Below are 11,699 nucleotides of genomic sequence, written 5' to 3'. Positions count from 1 at the left end.
TCACGTTCGGGGAAAAGTAGTTAGCCGAACTAGCGAAGCCGTGCCAGGATGATCTCAGCAGCACGAGGCGTCCAGTTCGGACGCCCGGATCGAAAGCGGTCGACATGAGCACCAGCACGCTTGTCCGCCACCCTCGGCGGAGCCCCTTCACAGAAGTCCGAGAGGCACGGCGCCAGCGCGTCCTGCAGCTCAGCGCGGTCATCAGCGCCATCGCCGGCGTGACCGCCACGGCGCTCGCACTCGTCACGGTCGGACTCGGCTCGTGATCGTCGACGGCATCACCGACGTGCACCGCGGCACCTGGTCGCGACTCACCCGCCTGCACACCGCCAGCATCGGGCTGCCGACGCACACCACGCGCGTTGAGGACCCGGACCGTCAGCGGGACGTCTCCTCCGCCGCCTGAGGTTCGGCTCGGCTGGGCCCGGTTGCTCGGCCGTTGGGCCGCTCGGCCTCAGCTCGGCTTCTTCGCCCGTGAGGGCTGCACGCGCGGTGGCTCCCCCGGCATCTTCGGGAAGTCGGGCGGGAACGGCAGCTCGCCCTCGCCGTTCGCCAGGTCCCGCTCCCACCACTCGAGCAGCGGTGCGATGCTGCCCGGCTGCTCCCCCATCGACTCCCACGGGTCGCCCGTGGTCCGCAGCCGCTCCGGCACCGTGCGGATCGTGAAGGTCGTCGGGTCCGCGGTGCGCAGTTCGTCCCAGGTGATCGGCGTGGACACCGAGGCGTGTGCGAGAGCTCGGGGGCTGTAGGCACCTGCCATGGTCCGGTCGCGGTTCGCCTGGTTGAAGTCGACGAAGATCCGCTGTCCCCGTTCTTCCTTCCACCACGCCGTCGTGACCTGGTCGGGCATCCGGCGTTCGAGCTCGCGCGCCGCGGCGATCACCGCGTGCCGCACGTCGAGGAACTCGTGCTCGGGGCGGATCGGCGCGAACACGTGCAGGCCGCGGTTGCCACTCGTCTTGATCCAGGTGGTCAGGCCGACCTCGTCGAGGACCTTCCGGAGTTCCTCGGCCACCGGAACCGTGTCGCCGAAGTCGGTGCCGGGCTGCGGGTCGAGGTCGATGCGGAGCTGGTCCGGGTGGTCGCTGTCCTCGGCACGAGAGGCCCACGGGTGGAACACCACCGTGTTCATCTGTGCGGCCCACACCGCCACGGCCGGCTCGTCGATCACGAGCTGCGGGTGCGACCGGGCACTCGGGTAGGTCACCGTCACCGAGCGGACGTAGTCGGGCGCACCCTTGGGCGGGTTCTTCGAGAAGAACTGCTCGCCGTCGACGCCGCCGGGGAACCGCTGCAGCGAGATCGGCCGGTCCCCGTTCGCCCGGACGAAGGCGTCGCCCACCGTGACGAGGTACTCCGCGAGGTCGAGCTTCGTGATGCCCGCCTCGGGCCAGAGCACCCGCGAGGGGCTGCTGATCCGGACCTCGCGGTCACCGTCGGGCCCCGGCACCCGCACCATCGTCGCTTCGCTCGCCATGCAGCGGACCGTACACGCGTGGCGGCCGCCCGCCCGCAGCCGGGTGTGCGCCGCCGTGTTCCCGCACGGCAGGATGGGCGGGTGAACGCGTACCTCGGCATCGACCTGGCGTGGGGGCTCGGCTCCGAGCGGAAGGCCGCGAACGAGACCGGGCTGGTCGCGATGGACCACGACGGCACGATCACCAACGCCGGGTGGGCCCGCGGGGTGGACGCCGTCACGGACTGGATCGCCGAGCACCTCGGGCCACGGTCCCTGATCGCCGTGGACGCCTCACTCGTCGTGACGAACCCGACGGGCATCCGCGAGTCCGAGCGGCAGGTCGGGCAGCGGTACGGCCGGTGGAAGGTCGCGGCGAACCCGACGAACCAGGCATCGGCGGCGAGCGCCGGCTCAGCGCTGCTCGACCGGCTGACCGCGCTGGGCGTGGGGTACGTCTCCGACACGGACTCGATGCGCCGACGCACCGGTCCGGCGATGTTCGAGTGCTACCCGTACACGACGCTGGTCGGCGTGGAGGAGCTCGGCTACGACGTGGAACGACCCCGGTACAAGCGGCTCGACCTCCGGATCCCTGCGGCCGAGGCACGTGCCCGTCGCGCCGAGGCCTTCGACGAGCTGGTCCGGCGGCTGCGCGAGACCCCGCTCGACCCGCCGCTGCTGCTCGACTCCCACCCGCTGACGCAGCGGCTCGCCGACCCGTCGGTGCTGCACGGTCCGACGCACAAGCACCGCGAGGACCTGCTCGACGGGGCGCTGTGTGCGTGGACGGCGGCGTTCTGGGAGCGACACGGCGACCAGCGCGTGCAGATCCTGGGAGGTGATCCGGCCCTCCCGTGCGACCCGCTGGACGAGGCGGGCCGCCGGCCCGTCGTGGTGGCGACCGCACGCCCGTCGCAGCGGAGGCCGCGCGGCTAGGGTTGAGCGGTGAGCACGACGACCGAACCCCTGCACATCGGGCTGGTGTCGCTGCACACCTCCCCCGGAGACGAACCCGGTTCGGGCGAGGTCGGCGGCATGAACGTCGTCGTCCGGCACCAGGCCGAGGCACTGGCCGACCTGGGCCACCACGTGGACATCATCACGCGCCGGTCTGCACCGACGCAGCCGGACTCGGTGTCGCTCGTGCCGGGCGTGTGCCTGCGGTTCCTGTCCGCGGGGCCGGCCGAGCCGGTGCCGAAGGGCGAGCACGACGCGTTCATCGAACCGTTCCGCCACGAGCTGGAGCAGCTCGGGCCCTTCGACGTCCTGCACTCGCACCACTGGTTCTCCGGCGCCGCCGCGCTGCCCGTCGCCCGCGAGCGCGGCATCCCCCACGTGCAGTCGTTCCACTCCATCGCCGCCGACCCGGCGACGCCGCTGTCCGAGGGCGAACGTCCCGAGTCGGCGGGCCGCATCGCCGGCGAGGAACTGCTCGCCCGCGAGTCGGACGCCGTCGTCGTGGTGTCCGAGGCAGAGGCCTCGACCGTGCGCACCCGGCTCGGCGGCGACGACGCCCGCATCTGGATCGTGCCGCCGGGGGTCGACGGGTCCGTCTTCCGGCCCGCGGCGGTCGGTGCGCGCCGCGCCGCCACCCCCTACGTGGTCGCGGCGGCCCGCGTGCAGCCGCTCAAGGGCCTGGACCTGGCGATCGAGGCGATCGCGGACATCAGCCTGGAGGCCCGCCCCACCCTGGTCATCGCGGGCGACGTCTCGAGTGAGGCGGGCGACTACGTGGACGAACTGCGTCGGCTCGCCGACGCGCGGGGCATCGCCGACCACGTCACCTTCATCGGGCCGCAGTCGCGCGCCGACCTGGCGTTCCTGTTCCGTGGCGCGGCAGCCGTGCTCGTGCCGTCCCACTCCGAGACGTACGGGCTCGTCGCGCTCGAGGGCTCCGCTTCCGGGGTGCCGGTCGTGGCCGCCGCTGCCGGGGGCCTGCGTGAGGCCGTGGTCGACGGGGAGACGGGCGTCGTGCTCGAGTCCCGTGACCCGCAGGAGTGGGCGGCCGAGATCGAGCGGATCCTGACGGATGCGCCGTACGCTGCCGGGCTCGCCGCTGCGGGGCGGGAGCACGCGGAGCGCCTGAGCTGGGAGCGGTCGGCCGCGGGGCTCGAGGACGTCTACCGCCGGGTGCTCGGGCGCTCGTGAGCGGGACGGGTGGCCGGTTCGCGGCGTTCTGGGCCGCGCTCGACGCGGTGCCCGTCGAGTCGGACGCCGAGGCGCTCTACGACGTCGGATCGGCCGAGGGACGACTCCGGCGAGCGAACCTGACGCGGTACCTGGAGCAGTCCGGGCCGGGGGCTGACACGTTGCTCGTGGCCGAGGCCCCGGGGTGGCGCGGCATGACGAACACGGGTGTGCCGTTCACGAGCATGCGCGAGCTCGGACCCGAGTACGGCGTCCCACCGGAGCCGACGGCACCGTGGGAGGCCTCGTCGCGCGTCGTGCACGCCGCGCTGGAGGGCTGGCGCGGTGCCCTCCCCGTCGCGTGGGCGATCTTCCCGCACCACCCCTTCGTGGCGCCGGACCGGCTGACGAACCGGACGCCGCGGCCCGCCGAGGTCCACTCGGGAGCGCCCGTCGCCCTCGCGCTGCTGGAGGCCCTCGGCGGCGTGGAGCGGGTCCGGGTGGTCGCCGTCGGTCGGAAAGCGCAAGGAGCGCTCGCCCTGGCCGGCATCGAGGCGACCGCCGTGCGGCACCCGGCGCAGGGCGGCGCGACGCAGTTCACCGAGCAGCTGCGGGCGCTGGACCGCTAGCCGTCCGTCCGCCCGGGTGCGTCCAGGTCGCGTCCCGGTCGCGTCCCGCTCAGGCGGAGCGGACCTCAATGCCCTTGGCCGCGAGCCGCTCGGCGACGTGGGCGGGCAGTGGTGCGGCGGCGTACACGGTGCGGAGTTCCGGCAGGTCGAGCAGGTCGTCCCAGTTCTGCGGGTCGAAGCGGTCGTCCGAGCCGTCCCAGCCGGGGTGGACGTCCTGCAGGACCTCGAGGTCGGAGTCCACGGTGATCTCGGTGACGAGCGACAGGTGCGACGGCAGCAGGTCGAGGTCGTCGTAGTACTCGCGCGCCCGGTCGTCCTGCCCGTCGACGTCGAGGTCCTCGTCGGTCTCGTCCTCGGCGTCCGGGTCGTAGGGGTCGAGGACGTCGAGGTCGTAGCAGAGGACGTCGAGCACCAGGAGCTTCGCGTTGAAGTCCGCGAACTCGATGGGCTCCTCGGTGGTGTTCGACTGCTGGTCCATGGCCGGAGCGTATCCGTCGCCGAGCGACCGTGTTGCGATCGCGAGAAACCTTCCTGTGGGACTGGACAGAAAGGCATTCCGCGCGCAAGGGTGACGCATGGCCACCACCAAGACGGACCGCCCACAGCAGGAGCAGCACGAGCTCCGCCGGGTCATCGGTCCCAAGCTCCTGCTGCTCTTCATCGTCGGCGACATCCTCGGCACGGGTGTCTACGCGCTCACCGGCCAGGTCGCGGCCGAGGTCGGCGGGGCAGCGTGGCTCCCCTTCCTCATCGCGTTCGCGGTCGCGCTGCTGACGGCGTTCTCGTACCTCGAACTCGTGACGAAGTACCCCCAGACCGCCGGTGCCGCCCTCTACGTGCACAAGGCGTTCGGCATCCACTTCGTCACCTTCATCGTGACGTTCATCGTGATGTGTTCCGGGATCACCTCGGCATCGACGGCATCGCGGGCGTTCGCGGCGAATCTCGGCGCCGGGTTCGGCATCGAGCTGCCGAACGGCGTGGTGATGCTCATCGCGATGGGCTTCATGCTCGCGGTGATGTTCATCAACTTCCGCGGGGTGAGCGAGAGCGTCAAGACGAACGTCGTGCTGACGCTCGTCGAGCTGTCCGGTCTCGTCATGGTGATCCTGATCGGGTTCTGGGCGATCGCGGGCGGCAACGCGGACTTCTCGCGGGTCGTGATGTTCGAGACGCCGGAGGACAAGTCCCTGCTGCTGTCGATCAGCACCGCGACGTCGCTGGCGTTCTTCGCGATGGTCGGGTTCGAGGACTCGGTCAACATGGCCGAGGAGACCAAGGACCCCTCGCGCATCTTCCCGAAGATCATGCTCACCGGTCTCGGCATCACCGCCGTGATCTACGTCCTCGTGTCCATCTGCGCCGTGGCCGTGGTGCCGATCGGTGAGCTGGCCGGCAACGAGACCCCGCTCGTCACCGTCGTGCAGACCGCCGCACCGGACTTCCCGATCGCCGACCTACTGCCCTTCATCTCGATGTTCGCCGTCGCCAACACCGCCCTGATCAACATGATGATGGCGTCGCGCCTGCTCTACGGCATGAGCAAGCAGGGCGTGCTGCCGGGCTTCCTGTCCCGCATCTCCCCCGCCCGTCGTACCCCGTCGACCGCGATCGTCTTCACCACGCTCATCTCGCTGCTGCTGATCGGGTGGGTCTCGCTCGACCCCGACTCCCCCATCGTCGTCGTCCTCGGTGGCACCACCTCGCTGTTGCTGCTGACGGTGTTCGCCGTCGTGAACGTGACCGTGCTCGTGCTGCGCCGTGACAAGGTCGACCACAAGCACTTCCGCGCGGGCGTCATCATCCCGGTCATCGGCATCATCACGTGCCTGTGGCTCGTCCTGCCGTTCTCGTCCGGTCGTGACCCGCAGCAGTACCAGATCGCCGGCGCGCTGCTGGCCCTGGGCGTGCTGCTCTGGATCCTGACCTGGTTCACCCACGGACGGAAGCAGGCCGAGAAGGCCCCGACCGGACTCGTGACGGAGCCGACGAAGGTGCAGCGCCCGCCGCACGACCACCGCGACGTTTGATGGACGCGACCAGTGTCATCTGGACCGTCGTCATCGCGGTGATCGCCGCGCTGTCCCTGTCCGCCGGAGGCTGGCGCCTGCGTCGGGGTCGGCAGGACGGTCGACGCAGGCGGTGACCGCCGTGCACGAATGACCCGTGACGGTTCTGGTTCGCGAAGCCCCCGCTTCGTGAACCAGAACCGTCATTCGTGAAGCGTGCGACCACGGCGGGCCGCCGCAGGCTTCCCAGGAGGCGCCCGTACGCTCGTGCTGCTCTTCCCGCTCCGCCCGCCCAGCACCCGCCCAGCCCCTCGAGAGGTCCCGTCATGCGCCGTGTCGGCATCACCCTCGCCTCGGTGTTCGGCGCGGGGATCGTGGCGGTCGGCATCGGCGTGGTCGTCCTCGTGGTGATCGCGGTCAACTCGCTCGCCGGCATCGCGAAGTCGAGCGCCGCCACCCCGACGCCCGCGTGCCCGGCCGTCGCCTCGAAGACGATCGGCGGGATGGTCGTGCCGGCCGGACCCGTCGGTGGCTTCTGCCAGGACCGCTTGGTGAACGCCGCGCACGTGATCGAAGCCGCCCAGGCGCTCGGCATCGGCCCCCACACGCAGGCCGTCGGGGTGATGACCGCGATCGGCGAGTCGAGCCTGGTGAACCTGGACCACGGCGACGCCGCGGGCCCGGACAGCCGCGGCCTGTTCCAGCAGCGCGACAACGGCGCGTGGGGCACGTACGAGCAGCGGATGGACCCGTACACGGCCGCGACGATGTTCTACACGAAGCTCGTGAAGGTCCCCGGCTGGAAGACGATGAGCCCGACGCAGATGGCGCACGCGGTGCAGATCAACTCCGATCCGGACCACTACGCGAAGTCGTGGCCGCAGGCGAAGGCGATCGTCGAGGAGCTCACCGGCCAGGACGTGCCGGACGCCGCGCCCCAGGGCTGACCGCTCACGAGGCCACCGCCTGCGTCTCCTCGTCGAACTCGACGATCGCGGCTCCGCCGGAGTGCACGACGACCTGGGCGCGGAGCCGGACGGACTGCTCGTCGAGGGCGCAGGCACAGGCGTCGACCCACTCCCAGTCCACCGGGTAGAGCCGGTCGGCGTCGGGGCGTTCCCACACGAGCACGACGTCGACGGCCCCGAGCTGCGCCACGATGTCGGCGATCAGGGCCGCGAAGTCGTCGACGTGTTCGTCCGGGGAGTACGGCAGGTCGGCGATCGGCAGCAGGAACGGGATCGACATCCCGCGGTCGTCGAGGAACAGCACCCAGCACTGCCGGCGCAGCGGCCGTTCGACGACGGCTTCGACGAGTCGGACGACGTCGTCGTCGGTGCGGACGGGTTCACGGATCAGGCGGTCGAGCATCTCGGTGTCAGGCATGGCTCCAGCGTGGCGAACCGGGAGCCACCGCCCGAGGCGCGATCTGGGTTCTGTGGAGAACCGCTCCACGAACACGGCCTGTGAGGGAAGAGTCCCTCAGATGCCGTGCGTGACCGAGCTGTCGACGAGCAGCAGCGAGGCGAAGAACACCGCCACGATCGCCGCCATGCCGACGAGCACCACCGGCCAGGTCAGCCGACGCCGCACGAGCCGCAGCACGCACACCACGATCGTCGCGACCAGCACCGCCGCCACGATGATCGGTCCCACGACGACGACGGAGTCCCCCAGCGTCTCGTTGCAGGTGTTGCCCGGCGCCGCACACGACACGAACGCCAGCGACATGAGCTTGATCCCCCACCCCGCTGCCAACGCACCGATCGTGAGCACGACGAGCAGCGCGGTGGACGCGACCACGTCCGCAACGCGAGCGCGTCCTGCCAGGGGGTGCCGGGCCTCCCGACCGAAGCGCGCCGGACCGGACCCGAGCGGATCCGGTCCCGACGCAGGACCCGCCCCAGGACCCGCCCCAGGACCCGTCCCGGGGGCCGGGCCGGTCTGACGCGCGGGCGCGCCCATCAGGAGCGCCGGCCGCGCGTCGACCAGAGGGCGAGCACGATGAGGACGGGCTGACCGAACAGGCGGACGAAGCGCTTCTCGTCGCTGTCCAGGCCGAAGGCGTCGCGCCGGTTGACCCACTGCGACAGGTTGCCGGGGAAGATCACCGTGAAGAACAGGGCCGCGACCGAGCCGACGAAGCGGCGGGTCGGCTTCGGAGCGAGCACCAGGGCCGAGCCGAGCGTGATCTCCGCGACCCCCGACGCGAGCACCGTCGTGTCGTCGTCCAGCGGGACGAACTCGGGCACCTGCGCCGTGAACTCCTTGCGCGCGAAGGTGAGGTGACTCGTGCCCGCGACGACGAGGGCCAGGCCGAGCAGGACGCGGAAGAAGGAACGCATGCCTCCATGGTGCCCGTTCCCGCGCCCGGGTGCCCGCGCTGCGCGACTCGGACGTGTTCGAAGCGAGGTTCACTCGCTAACATGCGGCCCATGGGAGCAGTCGCTCGAGACCACGAACCGCCGGCAGCCCCGGCGACCTTCGCGGTGGTGCTCGGACCGGTCGCGTTCTACCTCGGCATCATCGTGCCCGCGCAGTCGACCGTGCAGCACGTGTTGCTCGGTGCGGTGTTCGGGCTGGTGTGCGTGCTCAGTGGCTGGCGGGCGATCCGGATCGCTGGTCGTCGCCGGGCCGTGCAGGTGTGGTCGTGGATCGGCATCGTGATCGGGAGCGCCGGGCTCGTCATGCTCGTCTGGCAGGTGCTCGTGATCGTGACCGGGGGTGCGTTCCCGCCGCCGTTCTGGTCGCCGTACGCCAACCGCTGACGCGGTCCGGCCGGGAGGCCCGAGTCGGGTCCGCCCCGTCGCGCGCGGAACGAGTCGGTCCGGGTCAGGGCCGCCCTGCCTGACGACGCCGGGTCACCAGCCGAGCGTGCCGGGTGCGCCCTTGAACGGCCCGACGATGTCCGCCGTGATCCAGCCGCCGTAGAAGTCGCCGTCCTGGGCCTGGACCCGTTCGCCGCCGACCTCGCACGAGTCCATCGCCGACGGGTAGATCGCGACGCGTTCCCGCAGCGACTCGTAGCCCGGGACCGGTGTCGGGTAGTTCCAGGCGGCACGGCTCGCGACCGTCCCGTCACCGCCCACGACGTCGAAGTAGCGCGCCAGGCCCTTGAACTCGCACATGCTCGAACCCGGTGCCTTGACCAACGCGCCCTCGGCCAGGTCGGCCATCGGCAGGTAGTAGACCGGCGGGTGCGAGGTCTCGAGCACGCGGACGGCATCGGTCGTGTCGGCGACGACCGTGCCGCCCAGACGGACGACGACGCGTGCGGTGACCCGCTCGACGGCGGGTGGGCGGGGGTAGTCCCAGACGGACTCCTGGCCGGGGCCGGGCTCGGTCCTCTTCGGGTGGCGCATGCTCCAGGTGTACGCCCGGTGCCTGCGGTGCAGCCGCGTGCGTGCGCACGATCGTCTCCGGGTGCACCATGGGCGGGTGACGACGACGACACGCACCCTGTTCCGACGGAAGCCCATCGACACGATCGATGACGAGGCCGGGGGCGAGGGCGGCCTGAAACGGCACCTCGGCCTCTGGCAGCTCACCGCGATCGGCATCGGCGGCATCATCGGGGCCGGCATCTTCACCCTCGCCGGCACCGTCGCGAACGGCGTCGCCGGACCCGCGGTGCTGATCAGCTTCCTGGTCGCCGGGGTCGCGAGCGCCGCCGCCGCGTTGTCGTACGCCGAGTTCGCGGGGCTCATCCCGAAGGCGGGCAGCGCGTACACGTACGGCTACGCGGTGCTCGGCGAGATCGTCGGGTGGTTCATCGGCTGGGACCTGCTGCTCGAGTACACGGCGATCGTGGCGGTGGTCGCGATCGGCATCTCCGGCTACGTGGGGTTCCTGGTCGGTCAGTTCGGCATCGACCTGCCCGCGTGGATGCTCGGCGCCCCGGGCACCGGTGACGGCCACGTCATCGACGTCTTCGCGATCGCGCTGTGCCTGCTCACCGCGTTCGTCCTCACGCGCGGCATCCGCAGCGCCGCCCGGTTCGAGTTCGTCGCCGTCGGGATCAAGGTGGCGCTCGTCGTGCTCATCGTCGTGCTCGGCGTGTTCCACATCAACAGCGCCAACTACTCCCCGTACTTCCCGTTCGGCTTCGGCGGCGTGATGACCGGTGCAGCCACCGTGTTCTTCGCCGTGTTCGGCTACGACGCCATGTCCACCGCCGCCGAGGAGTCCACCGACGCCCGCAAGCACATGCCGAAGGCGATCCTGCTGTCCCTCGGCATCTCGATGGTGTTGTACGTCCTGGCGACCCTCGTGCTCACGGGGATGCAGAAGTACACCGACATCGACCCCGCCTCGGGCTTCTCGTCGGCGTTCGCGTCGGTCGGGCTCGGCGGTGTCGCCAACGTCATCGCGATCGGTGCCATCGTCGGCATCGTCACGGTGCTGGTGACGTTCATGCTCGGTGCCTCGCGCGTCTGGTTCTCGATGAGCCGCGACGGCCTGATGCCGAAGTGGTTCGCGAAGACCGACCCGAAGCGGCACGTGCCGACCCGGGTGACGTGGATCCTCGGCATCGCGTCGGCGATCCTGGCCGGGGTGCTGCCGATCGGTGTCGTCGCGGAGCTCACGAACATCGGCATCCTGCTCGCGTTCGTGGTGGTGTGCTCGGCCGTGGTGGTGCTGCGCTACCGGCAGCCCGACCTGGACCGCCAGTTCCGGCTGCCGTTCATGCCCGTCATCCCGATCATCGGCGTCATCGCGTCGCTGTGGCTCGTCACGTTCCTGCAGTGGGAGACGTGGGTGCGGTTCGCGATCTGGTTCGCGATCGGGCTCGGCGTCTACTTCGGGTACTCGCGGAAGCACAGCAAGCTCGCGGGGACCGAGGCGCCTAAGACCCCGTAGCCCGCAACTCGTCCGCAGAATCCGCGGTCGAGCTCATAAGGGCGGGTCGCGGCGTGCAGGGGAATTTGACGCCGTTGCCGGCACGACAAGACCCCCTCGGGTGCCTTCGGGAACTCGAGGGGGTCTTCTGTCGTTCAGCTGAACCTGAGCGCGCCCTCATGGTGAAGTAGTCTCGCCATCATGGGGATGACCTCGATGATCGTCGACTACCGGCGCGTGCCTGTAGTCGGCAGCCTGCTCCGCAAGGTCGGCTACGCGATGGGGTTCGACTGCCCTGCGTCGATCGAAGTGGGGAAGCGTCTGACCATCGAGCACCGCGGTGTCGGCACGGTCCTGCACCCTCGAGTAAAGATCGGCGACGACGTGCGGATCTACCACCACGTCACGATCGGCCGAGCGCGCCTCGACGGGTCATACCCGGGCGACACCTACATCGGGGACGGAGCGATCCTCTGCACCGGTGCCGTGATCCTCACGGGAACGCGTGACCGTCACATCGGCGCAGGCGCCGTGATCGGCGCGAACTCGGTAGTCACCAAGGACGTTCCCGCCGGTGAGGTGTGGGCTGGCAATCCCGCGAAGAAGGTCGGCGACCGCAACTGGGGCTGACGACCA

The 11,699-nt window shown here is 70.7% G+C and carries 15 protein-coding genes and 1 pseudogene; 10 read left to right on the top strand and 6 right to left on the bottom strand.

Annotation, left to right across the window (positions count from 1 at the left end):
- The first annotated feature begins 104 nt into the window (after window positions 1-104).
- Together DEJ08_RS07055 and DEJ08_RS07050 are read left to right on the top strand one after the other, a co-directional pair.
- Complete coding sequence (locus DEJ08_RS07055; protein WP_163343780.1) at window positions 105-266, top strand: hypothetical protein; 162 nt, start codon at window positions 105-107, stop codon at window positions 264-266.
- A complete protein-coding gene (locus DEJ08_RS07050) occupies window positions 263-406 on the top strand; it encodes a hypothetical protein (RefSeq protein WP_155896788.1) in 144 nt (47 codons plus the stop codon). The genes DEJ08_RS07055 and DEJ08_RS07050 overlap by 4 nt, the downstream gene beginning before the upstream one ends.
- A gap of 48 nt (window positions 407-454) precedes the next feature.
- Here DEJ08_RS07050 and ligD read toward each other — a convergent pair whose 3' ends face one another.
- A complete protein-coding gene (gene ligD, locus DEJ08_RS07045; RefSeq protein WP_111055010.1) occupies window positions 455-1,477 on the bottom strand; it encodes a non-homologous end-joining DNA ligase in 1,023 nt (340 codons plus the stop codon).
- 81 nt (window positions 1,478-1,558) lie between these two features.
- On the opposite strand from ligD, the gene DEJ08_RS07040 reads away from it, so the two are divergent.
- From DEJ08_RS07040 to DEJ08_RS07030, 3 genes are read left to right on the top strand one after another with little or no spacing between them, the layout of a single operon-like run.
- Window positions 1,559-2,395 (top strand): DUF429 domain-containing protein, encoded by an 837-nt coding sequence (locus DEJ08_RS07040; protein WP_111055011.1) that lies wholly within the window; start codon window positions 1,559-1,561, stop codon window positions 2,393-2,395.
- Window positions 2,396-2,404: 9 nt separating this feature from the next.
- Window positions 2,405-3,607, top strand: coding sequence for a glycosyltransferase (locus DEJ08_RS07035; protein ID WP_111030293.1), 1,203 nt, complete (start codon window positions 2,405-2,407; stop codon window positions 3,605-3,607).
- Window positions 3,604-4,215 carry a uracil-DNA glycosylase gene (locus DEJ08_RS07030; RefSeq protein ID WP_111055012.1) on the top strand — a complete coding sequence of 204 codons (612 nt, stop codon included), beginning with the start codon at window positions 3,604-3,606 and terminating at the stop codon, window positions 4,213-4,215. The genes DEJ08_RS07035 and DEJ08_RS07030 overlap by 4 nt, the downstream gene beginning before the upstream one ends.
- Window positions 4,216-4,264: 49 nt before the next feature.
- Here DEJ08_RS07030 and DEJ08_RS07025 read toward each other — a convergent pair whose 3' ends face one another.
- A complete protein-coding gene (locus DEJ08_RS07025; protein WP_111055013.1) occupies window positions 4,265-4,693 on the bottom strand; it encodes a DUF6892 domain-containing protein in 429 nt (142 codons plus the stop codon).
- Between the two features lie 97 nt (window positions 4,694-4,790).
- On the opposite strand from DEJ08_RS07025, the gene DEJ08_RS07020 reads away from it, so the two are divergent.
- Together DEJ08_RS07020 and DEJ08_RS07015 are read left to right on the top strand one after the other, a co-directional pair.
- A complete protein-coding gene (locus tag DEJ08_RS07020) occupies window positions 4,791-6,245 on the top strand; it encodes an APC family permease (protein ID WP_071404196.1) in 1,455 nt (484 codons plus the stop codon).
- 305 nt (window positions 6,246-6,550) lie between these two features.
- Window positions 6,551-7,171 (top strand): hypothetical protein, encoded by a 621-nt coding sequence (locus DEJ08_RS07015; protein WP_071404197.1) that lies wholly within the window; start codon window positions 6,551-6,553, stop codon window positions 7,169-7,171.
- Between the two features lie 4 nt (window positions 7,172-7,175).
- Here DEJ08_RS07015 and DEJ08_RS07010 read toward each other — a convergent pair whose 3' ends face one another.
- From DEJ08_RS07010 to DEJ08_RS07000, 3 genes and pseudogenes are all read right to left on the bottom strand, one after another.
- Complete coding sequence (locus DEJ08_RS07010) at window positions 7,176-7,610, bottom strand: hypothetical protein (protein WP_071404198.1); 435 nt, start codon at window positions 7,608-7,610, stop codon at window positions 7,176-7,178.
- Window positions 7,611-7,706: 96 nt separating this feature from the next.
- Window positions 7,707-8,222 (bottom strand): annotated as a pseudogene (locus DEJ08_RS07005) (DUF6264 family protein); the annotation flags it as partial.
- Window positions 8,189-8,569, bottom strand: coding sequence for a DoxX family protein (locus DEJ08_RS07000; RefSeq protein ID WP_111055015.1), 381 nt, complete (start codon window positions 8,567-8,569; stop codon window positions 8,189-8,191). The pseudogene DEJ08_RS07005 and the gene DEJ08_RS07000, both read right to left, overlap by 34 nt.
- A 90-nt stretch (window positions 8,570-8,659) precedes the next feature.
- Between DEJ08_RS07000 and DEJ08_RS06995 the strand changes: the two genes are divergently transcribed.
- Window positions 8,660-8,992: a hypothetical protein gene (locus tag DEJ08_RS06995; RefSeq protein WP_111095059.1), complete on the top strand. Its 333-nt coding sequence runs from the start codon at window positions 8,660-8,662 to the stop codon at window positions 8,990-8,992.
- Window positions 8,993-9,085: 93 nt separating this feature from the next.
- On the opposite strand, the gene DEJ08_RS06990 is transcribed toward DEJ08_RS06995, so the two are convergent.
- Window positions 9,086-9,586 carry a DUF427 domain-containing protein gene (locus DEJ08_RS06990; RefSeq protein WP_071247210.1) on the bottom strand — a complete coding sequence of 167 codons (501 nt, stop codon included), beginning with the start codon at window positions 9,584-9,586 and terminating at the stop codon, window positions 9,086-9,088.
- Window positions 9,587-9,662: 76 nt separating this feature from the next.
- Here DEJ08_RS06990 and DEJ08_RS06985 point away from each other — a divergent pair, with 76 nt between their 5' ends.
- Together DEJ08_RS06985 and DEJ08_RS06980 are read left to right on the top strand one after the other, a co-directional pair.
- On the top strand, window positions 9,663-11,084 hold the full coding sequence (locus DEJ08_RS06985; protein ID WP_111055017.1) for an amino acid permease: 1,422 nt from the start codon (window positions 9,663-9,665) through the stop codon (window positions 11,082-11,084).
- A 180-nt stretch (window positions 11,085-11,264) separates the two neighbouring features.
- Window positions 11,265-11,693 (top strand): acyltransferase, encoded by a 429-nt coding sequence (locus tag DEJ08_RS06980; protein ID WP_111055018.1) that lies wholly within the window; start codon window positions 11,265-11,267, stop codon window positions 11,691-11,693.
- The last annotated feature ends 6 nt before the right edge of the window (window positions 11,694-11,699 follow it).

It is taken from the genome of Curtobacterium sp. MCLR17_054, assembly GCF_003234335.2.
Taxonomy (GTDB): Bacteria; Actinomycetota; Actinomycetes; order Actinomycetales; family Microbacteriaceae; genus Curtobacterium; species Curtobacterium flaccumfaciens.
This window is presented reverse-complemented; position numbering and strand designations above follow the sequence as displayed.

What these genes read in the sequence shown, in the direction of transcription:
- DEJ08_RS06990 (WP_071247210.1), bottom strand. Translation starts at nt 9,586, where the DNA reads ATGCGCCACCCGAAGAGGACCGAGCCCGGCCCCGGCCAGGAGTCCGTC.
- DEJ08_RS07000 (WP_111055015.1), bottom strand. Translation starts at nt 8,569, where the DNA reads ATGCGTTCCTTCTTCCGCGTCCTGCTCGGCCTGGCCCTCGTCGTCGCG.
- DEJ08_RS06995 (WP_111095059.1), top strand. Translation starts at nt 8,660, where the DNA reads ATGGGAGCAGTCGCTCGAGACCACGAACCGCCGGCAGCCCCGGCGACC.
- DEJ08_RS07055 (WP_163343780.1), top strand. Translation starts at nt 105, where the DNA reads ATGAGCACCAGCACGCTTGTCCGCCACCCTCGGCGGAGCCCCTTCACA.
- ligD (WP_111055010.1), bottom strand. Translation starts at nt 1,477, where the DNA reads ATGGCGAGCGAAGCGACGATGGTGCGGGTGCCGGGGCCCGACGGTGAC.
- DEJ08_RS07025 (WP_111055013.1), bottom strand. Translation starts at nt 4,693, where the DNA reads ATGGACCAGCAGTCGAACACCACCGAGGAGCCCATCGAGTTCGCGGAC.
- DEJ08_RS07015 (WP_071404197.1), top strand. Translation starts at nt 6,551, where the DNA reads ATGCGCCGTGTCGGCATCACCCTCGCCTCGGTGTTCGGCGCGGGGATC.
- DEJ08_RS06980 (WP_111055018.1), top strand. Translation starts at nt 11,265, where the DNA reads ATGGGGATGACCTCGATGATCGTCGACTACCGGCGCGTGCCTGTAGTC.
- DEJ08_RS07010 (WP_071404198.1), bottom strand. Translation starts at nt 7,610, where the DNA reads ATGCCTGACACCGAGATGCTCGACCGCCTGATCCGTGAACCCGTCCGC.
- DEJ08_RS07020 (WP_071404196.1), top strand. Translation starts at nt 4,791, where the DNA reads ATGGCCACCACCAAGACGGACCGCCCACAGCAGGAGCAGCACGAGCTC.